Source organism: Variovorax sp. RTB1 (genome assembly GCF_035018765.1).
Taxonomy (GTDB): Bacteria; Pseudomonadota; Gammaproteobacteria; order Burkholderiales; family Burkholderiaceae_C; genus Variovorax.
Genome location: NZ_JASJXG010000046.1, coordinates 1 through 24,845, shown reverse-complemented (window position 1 = coordinate 24,845; position 24,845 = coordinate 1). Strand labels below are relative to the sequence as shown.

24 protein-coding genes are annotated in these 24,845 nt (G+C 64.9%); 12 read left to right on the top strand and 12 right to left on the bottom strand.

Going from position 1 to position 24,845, the window contains the following annotated elements; translation table 11 throughout:
- Position 1 precedes the first annotated feature (1 nt).
- Positions 2-1,681, bottom strand: coding sequence for a CTP synthase (locus QN397_RS21640; protein WP_187051397.1), 1,680 nt, complete (start codon positions 1,679-1,681; stop codon positions 2-4).
- Between the two features lie 91 nt (positions 1,682-1,772).
- On the opposite strand from QN397_RS21640, the gene coaBC reads away from it, so the two are divergent.
- The 4 genes from coaBC to QN397_RS21620 all read left to right on the top strand — a co-directional run bounded on the left by coaBC (position 1,773) and on the right by QN397_RS21620 (position 4,657).
- A complete protein-coding gene (gene coaBC / locus QN397_RS21635) occupies positions 1,773-3,011 on the top strand; it encodes a bifunctional phosphopantothenoylcysteine decarboxylase/phosphopantothenate--cysteine ligase CoaBC (protein WP_323501883.1) in 1,239 nt (412 codons plus the stop codon).
- On the top strand, positions 3,008-3,502 hold the full coding sequence (locus QN397_RS21630) for a hypothetical protein (protein ID WP_323501882.1): 495 nt from the start codon (positions 3,008-3,010) through the stop codon (positions 3,500-3,502). Before coaBC ends, QN397_RS21630 begins: the two co-directional genes overlap by 4 nt.
- Positions 3,499-3,945, top strand: a complete 447-nt coding sequence (gene dut, locus QN397_RS21625) for a dUTP diphosphatase (RefSeq protein WP_323496156.1) — start codon at positions 3,499-3,501, stop codon at positions 3,943-3,945. Before QN397_RS21630 ends, dut begins: the two co-directional genes overlap by 4 nt.
- A 211-nt stretch (positions 3,946-4,156) precedes the next feature.
- On the top strand, positions 4,157-4,657 hold the full coding sequence (locus tag QN397_RS21620; RefSeq protein ID WP_323496155.1) for a glycine zipper 2TM domain-containing protein: 501 nt from the start codon (positions 4,157-4,159) through the stop codon (positions 4,655-4,657).
- 71 nt (positions 4,658-4,728) lie between these two features.
- On the opposite strand, the gene QN397_RS21615 is transcribed toward QN397_RS21620, so the two are convergent.
- Positions 4,729-5,253, bottom strand: coding sequence for an FKBP-type peptidyl-prolyl cis-trans isomerase (locus tag QN397_RS21615; protein WP_323496154.1), 525 nt, complete (start codon positions 5,251-5,253; stop codon positions 4,729-4,731).
- Between the two features lie 14 nt (positions 5,254-5,267).
- On the opposite strand from QN397_RS21615, the gene QN397_RS21610 reads away from it, so the two are divergent.
- The 3 genes from QN397_RS21610 to QN397_RS21600 all read left to right on the top strand — a co-directional run bounded on the left by QN397_RS21610 (position 5,268) and on the right by QN397_RS21600 (position 7,286).
- Positions 5,268-6,407, top strand: a complete 1,140-nt coding sequence (locus QN397_RS21610) for a cupin domain-containing protein (RefSeq protein ID WP_323501881.1) — start codon at positions 5,268-5,270, stop codon at positions 6,405-6,407.
- A gap of 28 nt (positions 6,408-6,435) precedes the next feature.
- On the top strand, positions 6,436-6,921 hold the full coding sequence (locus tag QN397_RS21605) for a hypothetical protein (RefSeq protein WP_323501880.1): 486 nt from the start codon (positions 6,436-6,438) through the stop codon (positions 6,919-6,921).
- Between the two features lie 104 nt (positions 6,922-7,025).
- Positions 7,026-7,286 carry a hypothetical protein gene (locus tag QN397_RS21600; RefSeq protein WP_323501879.1) on the top strand — a complete coding sequence of 87 codons (261 nt, stop codon included), beginning with the start codon at positions 7,026-7,028 and terminating at the stop codon, positions 7,284-7,286.
- Between the two features lie 89 nt (positions 7,287-7,375).
- On the opposite strand, the gene QN397_RS21595 is transcribed toward QN397_RS21600, so the two are convergent.
- From QN397_RS21595 to QN397_RS21570, 6 genes are all read right to left on the bottom strand, one after another.
- Entirely contained in the window at positions 7,376-8,152 is a 777-nt protein-coding gene (locus tag QN397_RS21595; protein WP_323501878.1) for an MBL fold metallo-hydrolase, read from the bottom strand.
- 11 nt (positions 8,153-8,163) lie between these two features.
- Positions 8,164-9,249, bottom strand: a complete 1,086-nt coding sequence (gene bamC, locus QN397_RS21590) for an outer membrane protein assembly factor BamC (RefSeq protein ID WP_323501877.1) — start codon at positions 9,247-9,249, stop codon at positions 8,164-8,166.
- A gap of 119 nt (positions 9,250-9,368) precedes the next feature.
- Positions 9,369-10,259: a 4-hydroxy-tetrahydrodipicolinate synthase gene (gene dapA / locus QN397_RS21585; protein ID WP_323496149.1), complete on the bottom strand. Its 891-nt coding sequence runs from the start codon at positions 10,257-10,259 to the stop codon at positions 9,369-9,371.
- Positions 10,260-10,299: 40 nt separating this feature from the next.
- A complete protein-coding gene (locus tag QN397_RS21580) occupies positions 10,300-10,845 on the bottom strand; it encodes a class I SAM-dependent methyltransferase (RefSeq protein WP_323501876.1) in 546 nt (181 codons plus the stop codon).
- 29 nt (positions 10,846-10,874) lie between these two features.
- Entirely contained in the window at positions 10,875-11,015 is a 141-nt protein-coding gene (locus QN397_RS21575) for a hypothetical protein (protein ID WP_323496147.1), read from the bottom strand.
- Positions 11,016-11,020: 5 nt separating this feature from the next.
- Positions 11,021-12,235 carry an MFS transporter gene (locus tag QN397_RS21570; protein ID WP_323496146.1) on the bottom strand — a complete coding sequence of 405 codons (1,215 nt, stop codon included), beginning with the start codon at positions 12,233-12,235 and terminating at the stop codon, positions 11,021-11,023.
- A gap of 83 nt (positions 12,236-12,318) precedes the next feature.
- On the opposite strand from QN397_RS21570, the gene QN397_RS21565 reads away from it, so the two are divergent.
- The 4 genes from QN397_RS21565 to QN397_RS21550 are packed head-to-tail and all read left to right on the top strand — an operon-like array spanning position 12,319 to position 17,919.
- On the top strand, positions 12,319-14,316 hold the full coding sequence (locus QN397_RS21565) for a DNA topoisomerase IV subunit B (RefSeq protein WP_323501875.1): 1,998 nt from the start codon (positions 12,319-12,321) through the stop codon (positions 14,314-14,316).
- Positions 14,294-15,280 (top strand): lytic transglycosylase domain-containing protein, encoded by a 987-nt coding sequence (locus tag QN397_RS21560; RefSeq protein WP_323501874.1) that lies wholly within the window; start codon positions 14,294-14,296, stop codon positions 15,278-15,280. The genes QN397_RS21565 and QN397_RS21560 overlap by 23 nt, the downstream gene beginning before the upstream one ends.
- Positions 15,281-15,308: 28 nt before the next feature.
- Complete coding sequence (gene parC / locus QN397_RS21555) at positions 15,309-17,720, top strand: DNA topoisomerase IV subunit A (RefSeq protein WP_323501873.1); 2,412 nt, start codon at positions 15,309-15,311, stop codon at positions 17,718-17,720.
- 22 nt (positions 17,721-17,742) lie between these two features.
- Positions 17,743-17,919 carry a hypothetical protein gene (locus QN397_RS21550; protein ID WP_323496142.1) on the top strand — a complete coding sequence of 59 codons (177 nt, stop codon included), beginning with the start codon at positions 17,743-17,745 and terminating at the stop codon, positions 17,917-17,919.
- 68 nt (positions 17,920-17,987) lie between these two features.
- On the opposite strand, the gene QN397_RS21545 is transcribed toward QN397_RS21550, so the two are convergent.
- From QN397_RS21545 to QN397_RS21530, 4 genes are read right to left on the bottom strand one after another with little or no spacing between them, the layout of a single operon-like run.
- Positions 17,988-18,719 (bottom strand): glycosyltransferase, encoded by a 732-nt coding sequence (locus QN397_RS21545; RefSeq protein ID WP_323496141.1) that lies wholly within the window; start codon positions 18,717-18,719, stop codon positions 17,988-17,990.
- Positions 18,716-19,318, bottom strand: coding sequence for a class I SAM-dependent methyltransferase (locus QN397_RS21540; RefSeq protein ID WP_323501872.1), 603 nt, complete (start codon positions 19,316-19,318; stop codon positions 18,716-18,718). The genes QN397_RS21545 and QN397_RS21540 overlap by 4 nt, the downstream gene beginning before the upstream one ends.
- A 14-nt stretch (positions 19,319-19,332) precedes the next feature.
- Positions 19,333-20,103, bottom strand: a complete 771-nt coding sequence (locus QN397_RS21535) for a PIG-L family deacetylase (protein ID WP_323496139.1) — start codon at positions 20,101-20,103, stop codon at positions 19,333-19,335.
- Positions 20,091-21,146, bottom strand: a complete 1,056-nt coding sequence (locus QN397_RS21530) for an acyl-CoA dehydrogenase (RefSeq protein WP_323501871.1) — start codon at positions 21,144-21,146, stop codon at positions 20,091-20,093. Before QN397_RS21530 ends, QN397_RS21535 begins: the two co-directional genes overlap by 13 nt.
- A 301-nt stretch (positions 21,147-21,447) precedes the next feature.
- Between QN397_RS21530 and QN397_RS21525 the strand changes: the two genes are divergently transcribed.
- Positions 21,448-24,845 (top strand): patatin-like phospholipase family protein (locus QN397_RS21525; RefSeq protein WP_323501870.1); only part of this gene is annotated, 3,398 nt, incomplete at its 3' end.

The following is a 24,845-nucleotide window of genomic DNA, read 5'->3' as shown; positions in this document are numbered from 1 at the left end:
TTCATGCGACGACCTTCATCAGCGGCTTGGTTCCCTGGCCCGCTGCCTGATGTTCCAGCGCTGCTTTGATGAACGCGTTGAACAGCGGATGGCCGCCCCACGGCGTCGATTTGAACTCGGGATGAAACTGCACGCCGATGAACCAGGGATGCACGTCTTGCGGCAACTCCACAATTTCCGTCAGGTGTTCGCGTTGTGTCAACGCAGAAATCACCAGCCCGGCGCGGCGCAGGTCGTCCAGGAAGTTGACGTTGGCTTCGTAGCGGTGCCGGTGGCGCTCGGTGACGACGTCGCCGTAGATGCTGTGGGCCAGCGTGTTCGGCGCGACGTCGGAGCTTTGCGCGCCCAGCCGCATCGTGCCGCCGAGATCGGATTTTTCATCGCGCGTCTTGACGGTACCGTCAGTGTCTTTCCACTCGGTGATGAGCGCGATGACGGGGCAGGGCGTACCGGGATCGAACTCGGTGCTGTTGGCGTTTTTGAGGCCGGCGACGTTGCGTGCGTATTCGATGGTCGCAACCTGCATGCCGAGGCAGATACCGAGGTACGGCACCTTGGTTTCGCGGGCGAAGCGGGCGGCTGAAATCTTGCCCTCGACGCCGCGTTGACCGAAACCGCCCGGCACCAGGATGGCATCGTATTTGGCGAGGCGGGCGACGTCTTGCGGCGTGATGGTTTCGGAATCGATGTAGTCGATCTTCACGCGCGCATGGTTCTTCATTCCGGCATGCCGCAGCGCTTCGTTGAGCGATTTATAGCTGTCGGACAGTTCGACGTACTTGCCCACCATGGCAATGGTCACTTCGTGCTGCGGATGCTCGACTTCGTAGACCAGATCGTCCCAACGTTTGAGCTTGGCAGGCGGCGTATTCAGGCGCAGCTTGTCGCAGATCAGGCCGTCCAGCCCTTGTTCGTGCAGCATGCGCGGCACTTTGTAGATGGTGTCGACGTCCCACATCGAAATAACACCCCACTCGGCGACGTTGGAGAACAGCGAGATCTTGGCGCGCTCGTCGTTGGGAATGGGCCGGTCGGCGCGACAAATGAGCGCGTCGGCCTGGATGCCGATGGCGCGCAGTTCCTTGGCAGTGTGCTGAGTCGGCTTGGTCTTGAGTTCGCCGGCCGCGGCGATCCACGGCACGTACGACAGATGAACGAAGGCTGTGTTGTTCGGACCCATGCGCAGACTCATCTGGCGCACCGCTTCGAGAAACGGCAGCGATTCGATGTCTCCCACGGTGCCACCGATTTCGACGATGGCCACGTCGACTTCATGGGCGGTGCCGATGCCGGCGCCGCGTTTCACATATTCCTGGATTTCGTTGGTGATGTGCGGGATCACCTGCACCGTTTTGCCGAGATAGTCGCCGCGGCGTTCTTTTTCGAGCACGCTCTTGTAGATCTGGCCCGTGGTGAAGTTGTTGGCCTTGCGCATGCGCGTGTTGATGAAGCGCTCGTAGTGGCCGAGGTCGAGGTCGGTTTCGGCCCCGTCGTCGGTAACGAACACTTCGCCATGCTGAAAAGGCGACATCGTGCCGGGGTCGACATTGATGTACGGATCGAGCTTGATGAGGGTGACTTTAAGACCCCGCGATTCGAGAATCGCGGCGAGCGAGGCGGAGGCGATTCCCTTGCCGAGGGAAGACACCACACCACCAGTGACGAAGACAAATTTGGTCATGCCATTACCGGGCTTTGCGCCCGGACAGTGGGAAATCGGAATTATAGGTGCGACCACTTGAGCAGCCACTTAAACTTCCCCGATGCACCCTATGCAGCACGTTACGCAAGATCTCTCCGGCAAGCACATCCTCCTCGGGCTTACGGGGGGTATCGCCTGCTATAAGTCGGCCGAACTCTGTCGTCTTTTCATCAAGGCCGGCGCCACGGTGCAGGTCGTCATGACCGAGGCCGCGGAGCAGTTCATTACGCCGGTCACGATGCAGGCGCTGTCGGGGCGCCCGGTTTACGGCTCGCAGTGGGACGCTCGCGAGCCCAACGCCATGCCGCACATCAACCTGAGCCGCGAGGCCGACGCCATCGTGCTGGCGCCGGCCAGCGCCGATTTCATCGCGCGGCTGGTGCAAGGTCGTTCGGACGAACTGCTGAGCTTGCTGTGCCTCGCGCGCCCGGCCGATCGCGTTCCCTTGCTGCTGGCGCCCGCCATGAATCGGGAGATGTGGTCGCATCCGGCCACGCAGCGCAACCTGATGCAGGTGGCAGCCGACGGCGCGCATGTGCTCGGCGTGGGCAGCGGCTGGCAGGCATGCGGCGAAACCGGTGATGGCCGCATGCTGGAGCCGGCGCAATTGCTCGACGACGTCACCGCATTCTTCCAGCCGAAGTTGCTTGCGGGTCAGCATGTACTGGTGACGGCCGGGCCGACTTTCGAAGCGCTCGACCCCATCCGCGGCATCACCAACCATTCGTCCGGGAAGATGGGTTTCTCCATTGCCCGTGCGGCACGCGACGCCGGGGCGGAGGTCACGCTTGTGGCGGGCCCGGTCCACTTGCCGACGCCGCGTGGCGTCGCCCGCATCGACGTCACTTCGGCTGCTGAAATGCTGGATGCAACCTTGATGGCGGCACCGCGTGCCACGGTATTCATCGCGACCGCCGCAGTGGCCGATTGGCGTCCTGCAGCCCACAGCGCGCACAAGATCAAGAAGGACGGCTCCGGCCAGCCGCCGGTGCTGCATTTCGTCGAGAACACCGACATCCTGCTGACCGTTGCACAGAGCGCAAGAGCGCAAAGCGGCAAGTTGTTTTGCGTCGGCTTTGCGGCCGAAAGCGAGAACCTGGTGGAACATGCCAAGGCCAAGCGGGAGCGCAAGGGCATTCCACTGCTGGTCGGCAACATCGGACCGTTGACTTTTGGGCAAGACGACAACGCCTTGCTGCTGGTCGACGCCAATGGCCTGCGCGAACTGCCGCGCGCACCCAAGCTCGCGTTGGCGCGTGAGCTCGTGACTGAAATAGCCGCGCGCCTGCCGGGCTGGAGTGCACCATGAATCCTGAATGGAACACGCCGCCGAATGGCGACTTCGCGAGCTATGTGGAGCGGCTCACGGCCCAATCCGCCCTGCCCAAGCGGCAACACCAGGAGGGCGAGCACGGGCTCGATGTCGGCATGACGCCGCACTCGGAGCCGCATGGCGCCGGGACGGCGGGAAGCGCCGCAGCGACGGCCGCCGCGGCAGCGCAGCGGCGCATGTCATCGAACGCCGATGTGCCGGCTGGCGTCGGCACATCGCCAACCGGCGCGATGGTGGCCAAGATCGCGAGCGCTGTCGGCTTCTTCGCGTTGTTGCTGATGTGGCAGGCAGGCGTGCCGATCCCGTCGCTGTTGGCGCTGCTTGCAGGCGCCCTCTGGATCGCCTTCAAGCTGCGTGGTCTCAAGCTGCCGCAGAACGCGGCGCAGTGGCAAAAGATGCTGCAGGACGCGGCGCTCAAGCAGCAGCAGGCGGGCAAGCAAAGCCAGCAACAGGGGCGCAGCAAGTGAAGGTCGATGTTCGCATTCTCGATTCGCGCATGGCCGATGCGCTGCCCACTTACGCCACGCCCGGCAGTGCGGGACTCGACCTTCGGGCCTGCCTCGATGAGCCCATCACGCTGGAACCCAACGCCTGGCAACTTGTCGGGACGGGCATTGCTATCCACTTGGCCGACGCGGGTTACGCGGCGCTGATTCTTCCGCGCTCCGGGCTCGGTCACAAACATGGCATCGTGCTCGGCAACCTTGTCGGCTTGATCGACAGCGACTACCAGGGTGAGCTGAAAATCAGCGCCTGGAACCGAAGCGAAACACCGTTCGTATTGCAGCCGATGGAGCGCCTGGCGCAGCTGGTGATCGTGCCGGTGATACAGGCGCAATTCAACGTCGTCGCCGACTTCACTGCAACGCAGCGAGGTGTCGGTGGTTACGGCTCGACGGGCAAGCACTGACCGCCAGCTGACGTTAAGTGGGTTGCGGCGCGGGTGTAGGCGCGGTCCTTCGAGACCGCGCTTCGCGCGCTCACACGTAAAGACTGGAACCGCGGTCGCGTTGTGCGCTCTGAAGTTTCAAGATGTACTCGGACGTCAGCGCGGTACGTCGCTGACGCGTTGAATACCTGTCAAGTTGTCGCGCCGTTGCGCGTTTTTGAGGAGTCAGACCATGAAGACCAATTTACGTTTCCTGTCGGTGAGTGCCTCGGTGCTTGCATTGGCCACGCTCACTGCATGCGTAGCACCTGCGCCGGTCTATCAGACCAGTCGCTATCCGTACCAGGCGCCACCGCAGCCCTATGCGGCAGTGCCAGCCCCTTACGTCGAGTACGGCCGTGTTGCCAACATCGAAGTGCTCCGCAGCCAGACCAGTGGCACCGGGACCAGTGGCGGCGGTGCAGTAGCCGGTGGTGTCGTAGGTGGTGTCCTCGGCAACCAGATCGGGCGCGGTAACGGGCGCACTGCGGCAACGGTCCTGGGCGTCGTTGGCGGCGCCCTGCTGGGCAACGGCATCGAGGCCAATAACAATGGCCCGCGTGCTTACGAAAGCTACCGCGTGTCGGTCCAGACCGAAAATGGCGGCTACCGTGCTTTCGATGTGAGCAGTCCGGGCGACCTGCGTATCGGCGACCGCGTGCGCATCGACAACGGGCAAATATCGCGCTACTGATCCAGAGGCCTTGCGCCACTGGCGAATTGAAAGAGCCGGGCATGCCCGGCTTTTTTGCGGATGAGGATTTGTCAGTGCAGCAAGTCGCTGCCTGGCGCCGTGGGCGACAGCTTGAAAAAGCTTGTGCCGGCCGTCCCTCGACCGACCTCGTCCTCCGTCGCCTCGCGCACCGATCGCACGGAGATGTCGAGCCTGAGCGCAATGCCGGCAAGGGGGTGGTTGCCGTCTAGCACCACATGATCCGGATACACCTCGGTGACGACGTAGATCGCAGCCTTCGGAATCCCATCGCTCACGCCCGCCGGCAGGGCGGCGCCGTCGAAGGTCATGCCTTCTTCGATTTCCTTGGGGAACAGCGCACGCGGCTCCAGAAAAAGAAGCTGGTCGTTGAAGTCGCCGAAAGCCTGTTCAGGCTCCAGTTGAAGCTGCACCTTGGCGCCGGGCTCATGGCCCTGCAGCGCCTGCTCGATGGCGTCGAACAGATCGTCGCCACCCACCAAAAACTCCACCGGATCGTCGAGCACGTCGAGCACTTCACCCAGCGTGTCTTTCATGGTCCAGGTAAGCCCGACCACACATTGTTCAGAGATTTCCATTGCAGAATTCTCCCATGGAGACAACACAACCCTTGCCGCTGCTCGGCGGACTCACCGCGCAGCAATTCATGCGACGCCACTGGCAGAAGAAGCCGCTGCTCGTGCGCCAGGCCATTCCCGGCTTTCAACCCCCGGTCGATCGCGATGCGCTCTTTGCGCTGGCGAGCCAGGACGACGTCGAATCGCGCCTCATTCGGCATGCGGCCGGTGGTTGGAAACTGCGCCACGGTCCCTTCGGCAAACGCAGTCTGCCTCCGCGCGCGCAGCCGGGCTGGACGCTCCTGGTGCAAGGCGTCGACCTGCACCGCGACGCTGCTCATGAGTTGATGCAGTCGTTCCGTTTCCTGCCCGATGCGAGGCTCGACGACTTGATGATCAGCTATGCCAGCGACACCGGTGGCGTCGGCGCGCATTTCGACAGTTACGACGTGTTTTTGCTGCAGGCGAGCGGCCAGCGGCGCTGGTCGATAGGACGCCAGCGCGATCTCTCGCTGCAAGAAAACGTGCCGCTCAAGATCCTGCAGAACTTCGAGCCCGAGACAACGTTCGTGCTGGACGCCGGCGACATGCTGTATCTGCCGCCGCGCTATGCGCACGATGGCGTGGCGGTTGGCGGCGATTGCATGACCTACTCGATCGGCCTCAGGGCGCCTGCTGCGGCTGGCCTCGGTGCCGACCTGCTGGCGCGCATCGCCGAGGCCAGCGCCGACGAACTGGAAGACGCGCCGGCCCACTCGCAAATCCACTATCGCGATCCGTCGCAGTCTGCAGTCGATACGCCTTCTGCCGTGCCTGCCGCGCTTCAGGCTTTTGCGCGCGCGGCAGTGCAACGCGCACTTCGCGATGTCGACGCCATCGACCGCGCGCTCGGCGAATCGATGACCGAGCCGAATGCCAACGTGTGGTTCGACGCGGGTGCGGTGCCGAGCGATATGCAATCGGTGGCGCTCGACCGTCGCACGCGCATGCTTTACGACGCGCGGCATCTCTACATCAACGGCGAGAGCTTCCGTGCAGGTGGCCGCGACGCGACCTTGATGCGTCGGCTGGCCGATCGACGCACGCTCGAAACCAGAGACCTGGCGCGCGCCAGTGACGATGCCTTGGCGCTCCTCGGCGACTGGTGCGAAGCGGGGTGGTTGCATGCCAGCTGATCTGGCTGATTCGCCTAAGTTGCCTCCGTTGCCTCCGTTGCCTGAGGGCGCCTTCGACGGCCGCGAAGCCTTCGAGTCCAGCCTGCGTCTTGCGCTCGACGCCGCGGCCGCGCAGGGCTGGCGTGAGATCGTGTTGAGCGATCCCGATTTCAGCGATTGGCCACTGGGCGATCGATCGACCGTCGCGGCGCTGCAGGCGTGGTCGGCTTCCGGCCGAAGCTGCGTGGTACTTGCCAAAAACTTCGACGTGTTCGCGCGCCATCACGCGCGTTTTGTGCAATGGCGCCAGACCTGGAGCCACATCATCGAATGCCGTATTTGCAATGCGGCGGGCGCGCCGGCGGTACCCAGTGCCATCTGGACGCCGACGTGGTTTCTGCAACGTATCGACATCGACAAGGGGCGGGGAGTGTGCGGTCGGGATCGCGAGCGACGCGGCGGCTTAAGAGAACTTTTGGACGAATGTTTACGTCAGGGCAGGCCCGGCTTTCCGGCATCGACGCTGGGCCTGTAAGGCAATGGCCTGAATTGGTGCATCGACATCTTTTCGAAAGGTTGCGGCACTAGAATTTTGTCTTAGACAATTGCTTTCATCGTCGCTTTAAAAAAAGGAATCTCATGAATAAGTCAGTTCTGATCGCCGCCTTGATGGCCGCCGCCGCTCTCACCGCCTGCAGTAAAAAAGAAGATGCTGCTCCCGTAGTCGTGATCCCCGCACCGGTCGTGGTGACCCCACCTGCGGCACCTGCGGCGACGCCGGCACCCGACGCGACCGCGACACCTGCACCGGCTGCACCGGCTGCTTCGGCACCTGCGGACACGTCCACGATGACGCCCGCCGATCCAACCAAGCCGACTGATCCTGCCGCACCTAAGTGATGCATTCATGTGGTACCACGTTGCCGCGTGAATAAAAAAGCCGCCTTCGAAGGCGGCTTTTTTTATAGCTGAAGGTGCGTAGCGCTCCGTCAGACGTCGAGCCAGCCACTGCCCTCAACCGCAGTCGCCGTGAGCATCTCGTGCTCTTGGGCGCCGAGCGCTTCGGCCAGCACACGTCGCACGATGTCGGGCCGGTTGTTCTGCTCGCTCAGATGCGCCGCCAAGACATGACGCAAGCCATCGTGATGAACAGCGCGTGCGATGGCGGCCGCTGCGGCGTTCGAGAGGTGGCCGTAGTTGCCGCCCACGCGATGCTTCAGAAACGGCGGATAGGCCGAGCCCGCCAGCAAGTCGCTGTCGTGATTGAACTCGAGCAGCATTGCATGCAGACCGATGAGCCGCTGCATCACATGCGGCGTTGCATGGCCCAGATCAGTCAGCACGCCAAGGTGCCGGGCGCCATCGCTGCAGCGCAATTGGAGCGGTTCCTTGGCATCGTGCGGCACGGTGAACGGCTGCACATGGATCTCGCCGATCGCGATGTCGTTGCCATCCAGCGCGAAGTGCAGGCGACCTTCGAAATCGCGCGCGCCAGTGGCGAGCCAGGTGCCTTCGCTCATCCAGACGGGGATGCGGTTGCGCCGCGACAAGGCATGAGCGCAACCGATATGGTCGCCATGCTCGTGGGTCACGAACACGCCGTCGATGTCGGCGGCAGCGAGACCGGCGCGGGCCAGCCGTACGTCGAGGTGCCTCAGCGCAAAGCCGCAGTCGACGAGCAGACGAGAGGTCCGCCCCGCACTGGTCGCCTCGACCAGCGTGGCGTTGCCGGTGCTCCCGCTGCCGAGACTGCGGAAACGCAGCATCGCCTCGCGCCTTACTTCAAATCGTCGGCAATAACCTGAACGATGCGTTGCGCATTCGCCGAGGTTTCAGGCGCACCGGCGTCGTTCATGACCGACACCGTGCTGGCTTCGCCCTGGCCCTTGACCAGAATGCGGAACTTGAGCGGTGCGTCGGCCTTGCCTGCCTGGCCGAAAGTAATGATCTTTGCGAAGAAGCCGGGTTCCTTGTTGGCGTTCGGTGGCACGTAGCGCACGAAGTAGATACCGGCGCTGCGATCCCGGTCTTCCACGGTGAAGCCGGTGCGATCGAGCGCCAGGCCGACACGACGCCATGCGCGCTCGAAGCCTTCGTTGATCTGGACCGTCGGTTGACCCGCGACCGACACGATGCGTGCGGTTTGTGCCGGCGCGGCCGTCGCGGCGAGCAGCTTCGATTGCTCTTGTGTCACACCGAGCTTCACCATCAGGCGTCGCAGGAATTCGGTTTCGAGTTCAGGATCGACTGGGCGTGTCTGCCACACAGTCTGGTCCTGGCGCTGGTTGTTATAGACCTCGACCATGCCGCGGTGCGCGACGAAGATTTCGGTGCCGGTGGGGGTGCGCTCCAGCCGCGTGCGGAAGCGATCGAGTTCGCCGGTCGAGTAGACCGAATCGACCAGCTTGCCGAGGGCGCCACGGATGATGTCCTGCGGCAGCTTGGCTCGGTTTTCTGCCCAGTCGGTTTCCATGATGCCGACGTTGCGCTGCTCTGTCGTCAGCAAAAATCCGCTCTCCTGCCAGAAGTCCTTGACCGGGTCCCAAAGCTGTTCAGGCGTGCGGTTGACGACGATCCAGCGCTGCGTGCCCGAGCGCTCCATGCGCACGTCGCCGATGGCGTTGACCGAAGTCGGCAGGCCCGGTGCGTTGGCCATGCCGGTCTGATACGAGTTGGCAGAAACCGCGCCGCCTGGAACCGCGTAGCGGTTTTCGCGCGAGAGCTGTGACAGGTCGGGCGGTACCGAGAGGCTGGGCGCCTTGCCGGCGCTCTTGTAGTCGATCTTGTCGCTTTCGAGCACGGAGCAGGCCGCGAGACTGGCCACCAGGGCCAGCAGTGCAAATCGCGTAAAAAAGTTCTTCAACGTGGTCTTCCTTGTTGGAATGTTTCGATCAAATCGATGGGTCGCAGCGACCACAGCTTCAGAGCAGGTTCCGGCCAAAAGGTTGCCGGCGACTTCGATCTGCGGGAGTAAAGGTGAATTCAATCCTTGAGCAGGCCGGTCGCGCGCAATGCGCTTTCGACTGCCGGGCGACTGGCCTCGTCGAGCTCGGTCAGCGGCAGACGCAGAGCGCCACCACACAAACCGAGTCGCGCCATCGCCCACTTCACGGGAATCGGGTTTGGCTCCACGAACAGGTTGCGGTGCAGCGGCATCAGTTCGAATTGCAGCTGCATCGCACGCTTGACGTCGCCGGCAATCGCCGCCACGCAAAGCTCGTGCATCTTGCGCGGTGCCAGATTGGCAGTGACGCTGATGTTGCCCTGACCGCCGCACAGCATGAGCGCCACGGCGGTCGGGTCGTCGCCGGAATACACGGCAAAGCTTTTTGGCAGATCGCGAATCAGCCACTGGGCGCGCTCGATGTTGCCTGTGGCTTCCTTGATGCCGATGATGCCTGGCACCTGAGCAAGCCGAAGCACGGTGTCATGCGCCATATCGGCGACGGAGCGGCCAGGTACGTTGTAGAGCACAACGGGCAAATCGCCGACGGCTTCGGCGATGGCCCTGAAGTGCCGGTACTGGCCTTCTTGCGTCGGCTTGTTGTAGTAGGGAACGACCTGCAGTTGCGAATCGGCGCCAACGCCTCGGGCGAACTTGGCGAGCTCGATGGCTTCTTTGGTCGAATTGGCGCCGCAGCCAGCCATGACAGGCACGCGGCCTTTGGCTTGCTCGACCGATACGCGAATGATTTCGCAGTGCTCTTCGACGTCGACCGTCGGCGATTCGCCGGTGGTGCCGACCACGCCGAGGCAATCCGTGCCTTCGTCGATGTGCCAGTCGATGATGCGACGCAGTGCGGGGTAATCGACACTGCCGTCGTCGTGCATCGGCGTAACGAGCGCGACGATGCTGCCTGTCAGTTGCTCCAAGGGGGTCTCTTTGTCGGTTGGACGAAAACCGGCATTCTACTTAAGGGCTAGGCGGTGCCCCGAGCAGTTGGCGTAGTGGGATTCCCGACCCGTCCAGCCGCACGGCCGCGATGCGTTGAACGAATCGTGGCGGCGTCGCCTCGTAACCATGTTCGTAGGCCACGACGCGCAGTCCGGCGCAGGCCGTGATCAGTTCGCCCGGCTGCAGCAGAAAGTCGGGCCGCGACGGCTTGCCGATCGTTTCGTTGCCGGCCGCGAAGGTCTCGTACAGAAGCACGCCGCCTGGAGCGACAGCCGCAACGATGTCGGGCAGCCGGGGTCGCCAAAGGTAGTTGGTGACGACGACCACGTCGAAGTTTTCGCCGGCGAAGGGCCACGGTCCGGCTTCGATGTCTGCCTGCAGGGCGCGGCCCCAGCGTGCTGCCGATGCGACGGCGTCGGGTGCGCGGTCCACGCCTGTCACTGCATGGCCGCGATCCGCAAACCACCGCAGATGCCGGCCCGCGCCGCATGCCACGTCCAACACGCGGCCGCCTGCAGGGACAAGGTGCGACCAACGCACGATCCACGCGGACGGCTGTGACATCGCGCTATCGATGGCGTTCGGCGCCGTGCTCAAAAGCATGCCCAAAGCTGATCGATCAACGTCACCATGAACGCTGGCCGCGCATAGAGCATGAACACGGCGCCCAGCGCGACCAGTGCGATCGCCCAGGCCAGAGCGGTAATGAGACGAGGATGCTGCAAGCGTTTCATGCAGTTCAGGCGAGCTGCGGCATCGGCCGCGCGATGGCGTTTTCCTTGACCGGCAAATTGATCAGCGCAGCGAACACCCCCAGTGCGATCGCGATGTACCAGACGACGTCGTAGCTGCCGGTGCGGTCGTACAGAAAACCACCCAGCCAGACGCCGAGGAACGAGCCGACCTGATGGCCCAGAAACACGAAGCCGCTCAGCATCGACAAGTGCGTCACGCCAAAGATTTGCGCCACCAGCGCATTGGTCACCGGCACCGTCGACAGCCACAAAAAGCCGATGACAGCAGCGAAGACGTAGACAGACAGTGGTGACACCGGCACGAGCAAGAACAGCGTTATCGCGATGGCCCTGCCGAAGTAGATGGCCGCCAGGATCTTCCGCTTGGCCAGCTTCTGGCCGAGCGAACCGGCGACGTAAGTGCCAAACACATTGAAGAGCCCGATGAGAGCGAGCGAATAACTTGCTACCTCGGGCGACAGACCTTTGTCGCGCAGATAGCTCGGCATGTGCACGCCGATGAACACCACCTGGAAGCCGCACACGAAGTACCCCGCCATCAGCAGGCCGAAGCTCGGATAACGAAAAGCTTCCATCACCGCCTGCGCGATGGTTTGCTCCCGGTGTCCGGCGACAACCATGCGTGCCGGCTCGCGCAGGCCGAACGCCAGCGGCACGACCAGCAGCACCAGCGCGGCCAACACCAGCAGCGCCGTATGCCAGCCGAGTTGCGCGATGAGTTGCCCTTCGATCGGCACCATCAAAAACTGTCCGAACGAACCGGCCGCTGCGGCTACGCCCATCGCCCAGGAGCGGCGCTCGGCCGGAATCTGCCGCCCGATGACGCCGTAGATCACCGCGTAGGTGGTGCCGGCCTGCGCTGCGCCGATCAGCACCCCGGCGGTCATCGCGAACAGCAGCGGCGTGGGCGAGAGCGCCATACCGGCCAGCCCGACCGCGTAGAGGACCGCGCCGATCAGCAGCACCCTGAAGGCGCCCAGCTTGTCGGCCAGCATGCCGGCGAAAACACCGATCACGCCCCACGAGAGGTTCTGGATCGCGATGGCGAGCGAAAAGGTCTGGCGCGTCCATCCCTGTTCCTGAGTGATCGGCTGCAACCAAAGGCCAAAGCCGTGGCGAATGCCCATGGAGAGAGTGACGATCATGGCGCCACACAGCAGGACCTGGAACATCGAGAGGGGGCGGGCGGTGGCATTCATCCGGAAAATGTAGCCGCAAGCGCAAGGTCGACATCTGTATGTCCATCCAGCTTTACGTGAGTGGACGCATACAATCCGCGGCCATGGCTACCCCAGTTTCATCCGCTTCCTCCAGCAAGCCCACGCCGCCCGCCTACTCAGAAGGCTCCATCCGCGTCCTGAAAGGCCTCGAGCCCGTCAAGCAGCGGCCGGGCATGTACACCCGCACCGACAACCCGCTGCACATCATCCAGGAAGTGCTCGACAACGCGGCCGACGAGGCACTCGCCGGCCATGGCAAGAAGATCAAGGTCACGATGCACGCCGATGGCTCGGTCGGCATCGAAGACGATGGCCGCGGCATTCCGTTCGGCATGCACCCGGAAGAAAAAGCGCCGGTGGTCGAGCTGGTGTTCACGCGGCTGCATGCCGGCGGCAAGTTCGACAAGGGATCGGGCGGCGCCTACAGCTTTTCCGGTGGCCTGCACGGCGTGGGCGTGTCGGTGACCAATGCCCTGTCGACGCGGCTCGAAGTGAGCTCGCACCGCGAAGGTTCGTCGGCGCGGCTGACCTTCAGCGCCGGCGACGTGATCGAGCCGCTGGTCATCCGTCCGCTCGAGGCCGGCGAGCGCCGCCAGGGAACCAGCGTGCGCGCCTGGCCCGACGCCAAGTATTTCGAGACAGCTGTGCTGCCGATGGCCGAGCTGACGCACCTGTTGCGCAGCAAGGCGGTGCTGATGCCGGGCGTCACCGTGACGCTGGTCATCGAAAAGACCAAGGAGACCCAGCAGTGGCTCTACAAGGGCGGCCTGCGCGACTACCTGATGCAGAGCCTGCACGGAGACCCGGTTATTCCGTTGTTCGAAGGCGCCGGTCATGCCGACAAAAACGCCGATAACTTCGCCGAAGGCGAGGGGGCCGAATGGTGCGTGGCCTTCACCGAAGACGGCGCTCCGGTTCGCGAGAGCTACGTCAACCTGATTCCTACCAGCGCCGGAGGCACGCATGAAAGCGGACTGCGCGACGGGCTGTTCACCGCGGTGAAGGGATTCATCGAGCTGCATTCGCTGCTGCCCAAGGGCGTCAAGCTGCTGCCCGAAGACGTGTTCGCGCGTGCCTCCTATGTGCTGAGCGCCAAGGTGCTCGATCCGCAATTCCAGGGCCAGATCAAGGAACGGCTCAACTCGCGTGACGCGGTGCGGCTGGTGTCGAGCTTCGTGCGGCCCGCGCTGGAACTGTGGCTCAACCAGCATGTCGACTATGGAAAAAGACTGGCCGAACTGGCGATCAAGGCCGCGCAGTCGCGCCAGAAGGCGGGCCAGAAAGTCGAGAAGCGCAAGGGCTCCGGCGTCGCGGTTCTGCCCGGCAAACTGACCGATTGCGAGAGCAAGGACATCAGCCACAACGAAGTTTTTCTTGTCGAGGGCGACTCGGCCGGTGGCAGCGCCAAGATGGGCCGCGACAAGGAATCGCAAGCCATCTTGCCGTTGCGCGGCAAGGTGTTGAACACCTGGGAAGTGGAGCGCGACCGGCTCTTCGCCAACAACGAAATTCACGATATCTCGGTCGCCATCGGTGTCGATCCGCACGGACCCGACGACACGCCGGACATGAGCGGCCTCCGCTACGGCAAGGTTTGCATCCTGAGCGATGCCGACGTCGATGGTTCGCACATCCAGGTGCTGCTGCTGACGCTTTTCTTTCGTCATTTTCCGAAGCTCATCGACGCCGGTCACGTGTACGTCGCCAAGCCGCCGCTGTTTCGCGTCGATGCGCCGGCGCGTTCCAAGAAGCCGGCTTCGAAGGTCTATGCGCTGGACGAAGGCGAGTTGGTTGCCATCCTCGACAAGCTGCGCAAGGACGGCGTGCGCGAAGGCGCCTGGAGCATCAGCCGCTTCAAGGGGCTGGGCGAAATGAACGCCGAACAGCTATGGGAAACCACGCTCAACCCTGACACGAGGCGTCTGATGCAGGTGCGGCTGGGGCGGCTCAGCTTCGCCGACACACAGGGCGAGATCACCAAGCTGATGGGCAAGGGCGAGGCCGCCGCCAGACGCGAGCTGATGGAGTTGCGGGCCGATGACGTCGAGATCGACGTTTAGCTTTTGGACCGCGGCAGTCGCTCTGCTGTTGGCGCTGGGCCAGCACGCCGCGATGGCGGCCGACATCTTCGGCTACATCGACGAAAAGGGCGTGGCGCATTTCGCGGCCGAGAAGCTCGACTCGCGCTACCAGATCTTCTTCAAGGGCGGCCAGAGTTTCGACACGGCCAATGGCCTGGGCCGGCGCGGCAGGCCGGATGCGTCGAGCGGCATGGTGCCGCCCGCTTCGCAAACGTTGATCGCGCTGTTCGAGGCATCGCCGACTTACAAGACCGCGAAGACCGCCTTGCGCGACGCGTCGCAGCGCCACGCAATCGACTACGAGCTGCTGCAGGCGTTGATCGCGGCCGAGTCGGGTTTCGATGCGCAAGCGGTCTCGCCGAAGGGCGCCATCGGCCTCATGCAATTGATGCCCGCGACCGCGCAGCGTTACGGTGTGCAATCCGACAAGAAGAGCAGCGTCGAGGCCAAGCTGTTCGATCCGCGGGTGAACATCGCGGCCGGCTCGCGTTATCTGCGCGATTTGATCTCGATGTTCCCGGGCGAGCTCGACCTGGCCATTGCGGCCTACAACGCGGGCGAGGGCGCGGTGCAGCGTGCCGGCAACAAGATTCCCAATTACAAGGAGACGCAGAATTACGTGAAGACGGTGCTGCAGCTCTATGCTTATCTGAAGCCGGATGCCGGCGCCACGTACGGCGCTCGTGGCGGCAAAGTGCCCGGTCGGGTGCGCATGGAAATCGGCGGGGCGCTGGGACGCGGCAACATGCCGCCGGCGCAACGCGCGCAGATGCCGACCATGCCCTACGCGCCGCAAACGTCGGCCGAGCCTTCGACGTCTTTGGCTTTGCCTTCGTCTGTCCCTGCGCCTTCTCTGCCCCGTGCGGCCTTGCCCATGACACCGCCGCCGACCTCGCCCTACATGCCCGAGGTGCCCGTGACGGCACCGCCGGCCACCCAGTAACCTTTTTTTCTTCGAACCGACTGTGACGATGGACTCCCAACCTCCGCTCGACCTCACGAGCCCGCCTGACAGCGATGGCGACGGCACCACGCTGACCCTGGCCGACTACGCCCAGACCGCCTACCTCGAATACGCGCTCAGCGTGGTCAAGGGCCGCGCGCTGCCCGATGTGTCCGATGGCCAGAAGCCGGTGCAGCGGCGCATCCTCTATTCGATGTCCCGCATGGGGCTCGGTTTCGGCGGCACGAATGGGGCAGTGGGCGCAAAACCGGTCAAGTGCGCGCGTGTGGTGGGCGACGTGCTCGGCCGCTTTCATCCGCACAGCGACCAGGCCGCCTACGACGCGCTGGTGCGCATGGCGCAAAACTTCTCGCAGCGCTATCCGCTGGTCGACGGCCAGGGCAACTTCGGCAGCCGCGACGGCGACGGCGCCGCGGCCATGCGCTACACCGAGGCACGGTTGGCGCGCATCACCAGCCTGTTGCTCGACGAGATCGACGAAGGCACGGTCGACTTCATCCCCAACTACGACGGCAGTACGGAAGAGCCGCGCCTGCTGCCCGCACGCCTGCCGTTCACGCTGCTCAACGGAGCGAGCGGCATCGCGGTCGGCCTGGCCACCGAGATCCCGAGCCACAACCTGCGCGAGATCGCCGACGCCTGCGTGGCGCTCATCAAGACGAACGGCAAGCTGAGCGAAGAAGAGTTGCTGGCGATCGTGCCTGGCCCCGACTACCCAGGTGGCGCGCAGATCATCAGCCCCGCCAGCGACATCGCCGAGGCGTACCGCACCGGCCGCGGCTCGCTCAAGGTCCGCGCGCGCTGGAAGATCGAAGAGCTGGCGCGCGGCCAGTGGCAGCTGGTTGTCAACGAGCTGCCGCCCGGCGTCAGTACGCAGAAGGTGCTCGAGGAAATCGAGGAGCTCACCAATCCGAAGATCAAGGCCGGCAAGAAAGCGCTGAGCGCCGACCAGACGCAGCTCAAGGCCGCGTTGCTGTCGGTGCTGGACGTGGTGCGCGACGAGTCGAACAAGGACGCGGCGGTGCGACTGGTGTTCGAGCCCAAGACGTCACGCATCAGCCAGGAAGATTTCGTGACCACGCTGCTGGCGCAGACGTCGCTGGAAACCTCGTCGTCGATCAACATGACGATGGTCGGCATCGATGGCAAGCCGACGCAGAAGTCGCTCAGGCAGATGCTCAACGAGTGGATCGCCTTCCGCGAGATCACCGTCGAGAAGCGCTCGCGCCATCGCCTGAGCAAGGTACTGGACCGCATCCACATTCTCGAAGGCCGGCAGCTGGTGCTGCTGAACATCGACGAAGTGATCGCGATCATTCGCGCAGCCGACGACCCGAAAGCGGCGTTGATCGCGCGCTTCGCCCTGAGCGAGCGGCAGGCCGAGGACATCCTCGAGATCCGTTTGCGTCAGCTGGCGCGGCTCGAAGCGATAAAGATCGAGCAGGAGCTCAAGGGCCTGAAGGAAGAGCAGAAAAAGCTCGACGACATTCTTGGCAGCCCGACTGCATTGCGTCGCTTGCTAGTGAAAGAAATCGAAGCCGACGCCAAGCTATTCGAAGACCCGCGCCGCACTTTGATCCAGGCCGAAAAACGTGCCATTGCCGAGGTGAAGGTGATCGATGAGCCGGTTACCGTGATCGTGTCGCAGAAGGGCTGGGTCCGCGCTCAAAAGGGCTGGGCCAGCGAGAAGGTGGTCGCGGGCACGACGCCTGCGGAGTACGCATTCAAGTCCGGTGATGCGCTCTACGCCGTCTTCGAATGCCGAACGGTCGACACGCTGCTCGTGTTCGGCACGGCCAAGGAGAAAGGCGTCCGCGTCTACACCGTGGCGGTGGCATCGCTGCCCGGCGGCCGCGGCGACGGACAACCCGTGACGACGCTGATCGAGCTCGACAGCGGCACCCAGGTCGCGCACTATTTCGCCGGCCCGGCCAGCGCCAGCCTGTTGCTCGCCAACACCGGCGGCTATGGCTTCATCGCGACGGTGGACAACATGATGTCGCGCCAGCGCGGCGGCAAGGCCTTCTTCGACGTCGGCGAGGGTGAGCAGCTCTGCCGTCCTTCGCTGGTGCACATCGGCGAAAAAAGCGCCCATGCGGGCGAAGCGATACCCACCGCCACGCACGTGGCCTGCGCATCGACCGGCGGACGCATCCTGACCTTCGAGATCGCCGAGATGAAGAACCTGCCGAAGGGCGGCCGCGGACTGACCCTGATCGACCTCGAAGCCAAAGACACGCTGGCCGGTGCGGCCGCCTACACGCGCAGCGTAAAAATCGAAGGCATCGGCCGCGGCGGCAAGGAACGCGACGAGACCCTGGAGATTCGTACCCTCAACAATGCGCGCAGCAGCCGTGGCCGCAAGGGCAAGGCGGCGGACCTCGGCTTCAAGCCGACCAGCGTCGTCCGCGTCTTATAAGCACGGCAAGAAAGAAACGGCCATGGAATTCGGCGTCGTCGGCATCTCGTTTTTTCTGGTGGCATGCATCGGCAGCTTCGCGCTGTCGCGTTGGCTCAGCAAGCGCCGTCGTGCAGACCGGCGCAACCGCGAGCGCCTCGCCAGCGAGGCGGTGCAGAGTCGCCAGGTTCGTCGCGCGCGGCAACGGCGCGGCGGCTAGAAACCGCGCGGTTGGCTGGCAAAGTCGCAGTCGGCAGAGCCGCCGACATGTCAGGCGTCCGAGGCGTCTCAGGCGGACATCAGCGGTCCGTTGCCGCCGGTCATGGGTGCGTCTACCGCCGACATGCCAGCCGCGATCACAGCCAGCAGTGTGTCGCCGAAGCCACCGCGCGCGCGGGCATTCCGACGCGCGCTGGTGCTCACGCGCGGGGCCGCGCTCCACGCGATGCGGGCACCCGCGGCCTGTAGCGCTTCGACCAGCGCCACGTCTTCGCTGCACGCCAGTGGCCTGAAGCCACCCACGCGGCGGTACGCTTCGGCCGACACGCCCAGGTTGGCCCCGTGAATATGGCGGTGCCCGTCGGCATCCGTGTAGGTGCGGGCGAAATGGTCGCGAATGAACTCACTGTGAGCGCCGTGTGCGCTCCAGTCGTCGATGCCGATCGAGCCGCACACTGCGTCCGCCTCCTGCGCCAGTTGCTTCACCAGCCAGTCGGGCGAAACGATGGTGTCTGCATCGGTAAAAGCGAGCCATCGCGCGCCGTCTTCCATCATCCGGGTGGCACCGGCCGCGCGTGCCATGCCGACGTTGCGGACAGACAGCGGCAAGGTCGTGACATCGTGCGCTGCGCCGTAGGTTTCGACGATGGCGCCGGTGGCGTCGTCGCAGCTGTCGAGCACCACCATCACGCGCACCGGCTCGCAGTTCAGTGCCGGATGAGTGGCCGCCTGCGTCACGGCAGCCAGCGTGGCGCCGATGTGATCGGCCTCGTTGTGTGCGGGGATGACGATACCAATCATCGAATGCCTTCCAGTTGTGCCACCGAACGGCTGTCGCGGGACCACACCCGCAACAGGAAATCGTCTTCGTCGTGGCGCACGCATTGCGGGAGGCCGATGTCGGCCAGCGCGGCGTGCACCGCTTCCGTGGAAAGAGCGCGCTCCGAGAAGTCGGGCCGCCAATCGCACGCCACAAGCACCCCTTCTGCAGAGAGCGATGCGGCGCAGCAACGCGCCACACGGTGCATGGCCGCGGCGTCGAGAAAGTAGCCGACTTCGCTCAACACGATGAGGTCGAAGGGCGCGTCGGCAGCAGGCCAGTCGCGCGGCAGCACGTGTTTGTCGACGCGCACGTTGTCGAGCGCTTCGGTGCGCTCGCGTGCGGCTGTCACGGCGTTGTCGGAGAAGTCGCTTGCCAGCACATGGTCGCAGCGCGAGGCGAGTTCGACCGTCAGCTCGGCCGCCCCGCAGCCAGGCTCGTAGGCGAGGCCGTAGCGTGGGTGCGGCAACGCGGCCATCAGCACGGCCCGCTTGCGCTGCTCGTACCAGCGCGTGCGCAACGCGTACGGGTCGGCGCTGTGGCCGTACATCGCGTCGAAGTACGCGGTCTTGTCGGTCATGGGGGCAGGCGCGGTCATTCGAAGACCACCTCGAACGGGCGCGCCGCGCGTGCGACCGTCGTGCTGCGAAGGATCGGTCCGGCTCCGGTCGACGCGTCGGGCAAGAGCTGGCTCCTGAAGGCCTGCACGGCATGGCGTTTGCGCTCGGCAGCATCGGCATCGAGCACGATGCGGCGCGCCCGACTCCAGGGGAGACGCGTGTCGGCGGGCTTGGCCCAATGCCACGCCCACACCGGCACTTCGATGAGGCGTGCACCGCTGTGCAGCGATGCCACGGAACAGGCATCGCCGGTGGCTTCATGGTCCGGATGGCCGTCGCGGCGCCAGGTGGTGAAGAGCACGTCGTCGGCCGTGAGCAGCGGCGCAAGCCGTTCAGCGAGCAAATCGCGATAGCCCTCGATCTGGCCATCGGGCAGGCCGAGTCGCACGGGCTCGGTAGCGATGCCGAGCCGATTCAATGCGATCCGGCTTTCATGCGGCCGCTCGCGCACCAGCCGTTCTACCGGCCATTCGGTAGAGCCGACATGGCTCGCAGTGCCGTCGGTGACGGCGACGATCAACACGGGTGTGCCGAGCCGGGCGAGCTGCGCGAGCAGCCCGCCAACCGCCAGGATTTCGTCGTCCGGATGCGGCGCCACCACCACTGCACGTGCGCCGTGCGGCACCATCTCGCTGGCCGTCAGGGCGGGCAGTTGCGTCAGGCGCGGCCAGCCCAGCCATTCGGCTTCAGTGGTGCCGACGCCTTCGATGGCGCGGTCGTTTGGCACGGAGATCACAGCATCCATGACGCGGCTTTCGATTCCAGCGCCAGCGCGCCGAGCGAGGCCAGATCGCGCTCAGCGTGGCTTTGTCGCAGGAACACCGGCAAGTCGGCCATGGCGCGGGCGAAGCGAGCGTCGCGGCACAGCGGCCCGGCGCCGAGTGCGCGGCCCGCGTGGTGGATCACTTCTTCGGCGGCATGCTCGACCACCAGCCGCGCACGCATGGCGACGGCCTGTGCATCGGCATCGCGATGCGTGTCGATCCACTCCGCCGATGCCCGCAGTACCGCCGCGGCACCTGCCAGCGCCACATCGATGGCGCCGAGATGCGCCAGTCGGTGCGGTGCCTTGCTGCCACCTGAACGCTCGTGCACGGTTCGGGCAATGCCCCAGGCGCCGCCGTACCAGCACGCAGCGATGCCGGCGTCGCCATGCCAAAAGCCGGTACGTCGCGTGTAGTCACCGGGCTGGCCGAGTTGCGTGGCATGCGCGCCATCGAAGCGGACATCGACGCTCGCGCTGCCCGCCATGCCGACGGCGTGCCAGCCTTGTTCTGTCACCGTGACGCCCGGTTGCTGCAGGGATACCGCAGCGAGGCAGGGCTCGCCGGCAGCGTTCCATCCGCTGACCACGGCGTGCGTGACGCTCGCCGCACCGGAGCACCACGCCTTGGTTCCGTGAAGGCGCAGCTTCGGAGAAGCGGCATCCGTCGGGGACAGCGACGAAGCCGAAGTCGCGGGGGATCGTGAAGGGCTACCGTGCGCTTCGAAAGCGACGCGAGCGTCCGGTGGCTCGGCACACCAGGTCGCCCACAGTGAGCCGTCCGGCGCGTCGCCTCCGAGTTCCGCCAGGATGGCGAGCGCATCGGTGTGACCTTCGAACAGCTTGACCAGAGAGAGATCGTGCGCCGCGACCGCCGCGAGTGCTCTCCACCGCTTCAACGTTTCGCCCGCGCCCGGCAGGGGCAGCCGATCTGCGCCAGCTTCGACCAGCGCTGCCAGCGTCAGATCGTGGCCATATTGCTTTTGCAGGCGCTCGAATCGGTCGTCGGTCACGGGAGCAAGCATGGGGTGGTCCCTCGGTCTCTTTGTTGTCTGGTTGTCGTGTTGCGCAGCGGAGTGAGCTTTGAGTTGCCCGCGAAGTGGAAAGACCGTACGTGTGCGTTCGAACGCGTCCCGTCGGCGCAGCGCGCCGCCGTTTGTAGGGAGGCGCATCGGCCATGTCGTAGGTCCTTAGCCCATGCGATGCGCCTGGCGCCGACGGCTGTAGATACGTTGCCGAATCTCCCACATTGGTCATAGACCGTCCGACGCATTGCCGCTTGGAGCGGCCCATGAAAACATCCCGCGCTGGACAACGAGGACCCGGATGGACGACACCATCAAGCAGCTGGTCGCGGAGCGCCGCATCGCACTCGAAGGCACCGACGACGGGCGCCGGCCGTGGGGTCTCGCGTTGTCGGGCGGCGGCATCCGGAGCGCTACCTTCTGCCTCGGCATGCTGAAGGCGCTGGCACGACGAAGACAACTCCTCAGGTTCGATCTGCTTTCGACGGTTTCGGGCGGCGGCTACATCGGCTCGACCTTCGGCCGCCTGTGCACGCGCGCCACTACGCCGGACGAAGTGCGCGCGGTAGAAGGCGCCTTCGCTGAAGTCGACAACGTGCGCTTCGGCTGGTGGCTGCGCAGCAATGGGCGCTACCTGATTCCGGGCGGCATGCGCGACACGCTCTTCGCTGTCGCGCTGTACCTGCGCAACCTGCTCGGCACGCACATCGAGATCGCGATTGCGGCGTGCCTCATCGGCCTGGGGCTCGCCTGTGTCGACCTGGGCCTGTGGGAAGCGATGGCACGCACCGTCGATCTCGACAACGCAGAGACGGTGATCGCGCCGGTGCGATGGGCCACGCAACTGCCCACGCTTTGGCTGATGCTGCTGGTGCCCTGGGCGCTGTCGATCGTGCTGGCCGATGCGTACTGGTCGGTGCGCGACCGGCCGTCTGTAGGGACCATCGTCGGCATGATGGCGCTGTGGTGCGCGCTCTTTGGCGCCGCGTTCTATGTCGGCCCGACGCTGGAGCTGCAATACAGCGCGCTGGTGTGGCTGGTGCCGGCTTTCGGCGGCTTCGCGGCAACCTGGGTGATCGCGCTCGGATGGGTGCTCTATCGCACTCTGCGCGGATGCGCGGCGGCCGCGATGCGCAATGAACTCACCGACACGCTGGCCTCGATGCTGTACCTGATGCTGGTGCTCGGATTGCTTGGCGCACTCGATCGCAGTGCCTGGTGGCTGGCCGCGGAAACGCGCGAAACGCGGGCCTCGTATGGCGGCGTGCTGCTGATCGGCGCGGCCGCGCTGCGCGGTGTGTTGCCCATGCTCTACAGCGGCAAGAGCGAGCTGCCGGGCGTCGGTCGTCAGCTGCTGATGACGCTCGGAAGTTTGTTCGGATTGATCGTCGCTTTCTGCCTCGCCGCATGGTGGATCGCGGTGCTCTACGCGGGCGTGCTGCTCCCCGTGTTCACTGAAGATGGGCTGGAGTTTTCGCGGGGCTGGGTCTGGCTTGCGACGATATTCGTCGTCGTCTTCGGCTATGCGTGGATGACGGGACGCAACTTCGCGTTTCTCAATTTGTCGTCGCTGCACATGTTCTACAAGGCGCGCATCGTGCGCGGCTATCTGGGTGCGGCCAACAAGCATCGGCTGGGCGCCAATCCGCTCGACGGGCTGTCGGCGTTGTCGCCGCCGGAGGTGCCGGTCGGCTCGGTCGACGACGACGACGATCTGGCGCAACTCAAGTACGCGCCGCACCGCTTCGGCGGACCTGTGCACTTCATCAACGTGTGCATCAACCAGACGCACGACCCCAAGCAGAAGCTCTTCAACCGCGATCGCAAGAGCCTTCCGTTGACCATTGGCCCGCTGGGCTGGATGCAGGCGGTCGGCGCGCCCTGGGCCAAGGCGCGGGGCGATGCGGCGCTCACGGTGGGTGCATGGACTGCCATATCCGGCGCGGCGTTCGCACCCGGACTGGGTCGCATGACGAAGCGCGGCATCGCGGCACTGTCGGTGTTCGCGGGACTGCGGCTGGGCTATTGGTGGAACAGCGCGAAGGCCGGCATTCTGCAGGTTGGTGCGGCGCGGCATGCGACGACCTTCCTGATGAAGACGCGCTTCATGCTGTTCGAATGCTTCGGTGCTTTTCCGGGCAGCGGATCGGCCAATTGGTATCTGAGCGACGGCGGTCATTTCGAGAATACCGGCGTGTATGCGCTGCTGCGGCAGGAGGCCGAACTCATCGTCGTGGCCGACTGCGGCGCCGACCCCAACTACCGCTTCAACGATCTTGAAAACCTCATCCGCCGCGCCCGCATCGACCTCAGCGCCGACATCGTTCTGTTGAAGCCGTGCGTCGATGCCGACTGGCCCCACGTCGGCGTCTTCGGCTCGCTCAATGACCTGGCATCGACCAACAGCCAAGCGTGCCTCGCCCTGGCGCGCATCGACTATGAGAGCGGCCTGCGCGGCCACATGGTTCTGGTCAAACCCAACATGTCGGCCGAGCTGCCGGTCGACCTCGTCAACTTCAAGGCGGCGAATCCGCTCTTTCCGCAACAGCCCACAACCGATCAGTTCTTCGACGAAGCGCAGTGGGAAAGCTACTTCAGGCTCGGTGCTGAAATCGGCAACAGGCTCGATGGCGAGATGCTGTCGCGCATCGCTCACGGCACGCACGACCTGTTCAAGATCGACGACGGGCAGATCGGGCCGGCGCTGGCACATGCGAACGCCGTCAGCGCGGTGAACGCGGCCAATGCGGCCGCAGCGACCGGCGCCGGTGGCGCGAATGGCGCCGTCGCCACCGTCAGCCGGCTGCAGGCGCGGGTGCTCAAAGCAGGTGCGGTGACGGCATCGATCGGTATCGGCACTGCCGCCACCTTCGGCGTCGCGGCATGGCAGGGCATCGACAGCTGGCGCACGCAGGCCGCGCAAAAGCAAAGCGCGGAGGCAACCGCGTTCAAGGACCTGACCGACCGCTGGGCCAAGCTGCGAATCAACGCACCGCCGGGCGAAGCGCCTTCGTCGTTGGCCGGCGAACTGCTGCGCACGGGCGACCTGTTGTGCCGATCGGGCAGCGACAACTTTCTGGCGAACTTCAGGTTGTCGGTGCACATCGTCGACGATGCAAAGAAGGCCTGCGCACAAGAACTGGAAAACGCGGGCGTCGGCATCGGTACACCGGTCGATCCAGACAAAGTGAGCGTCAGCCCGGCGTGCGCGCGATTGCTCAGCCCCGACAACGACATCGGTTGCCTGCAACCCGCGCCGTCGACGGCCTGCGCACCGCGCTACTGGGCGCGCGACTACACCGGCGTGACGCCGGCGCAGTCGAACTGCAGCGGCCTGGGCGCAGGGGCGGGTTCTTTTGCCGAGGCGTTATGGACCCGGCTTCGGGCGCCGTTCGATGCGCGGCGGGTGGCGTTTCGGGGGGCGGGTGCGGCGCTGGAGCCGCCACCTTTGCCTTCGCGGACACCGACCCCGTCGGCGACTGGGCCTGAGCCGGTCGGCTCGGCGACGCCACCCATCACCGCTGCCGTACGAGAGACGCAACGCCCACCGCCGTCATCGACCGCGTGCAGAGGAGCGCTGGTCTACATCCAGATCTTCGGCCCTGAATCGCGAGATGCGGCCCGTGCTTTCCGACCTGCGTGGCGCGCGCTGGGTGCTTCGGTGCCGCCGATCGAAGACGTGCTCGCCAGCGCACGCAC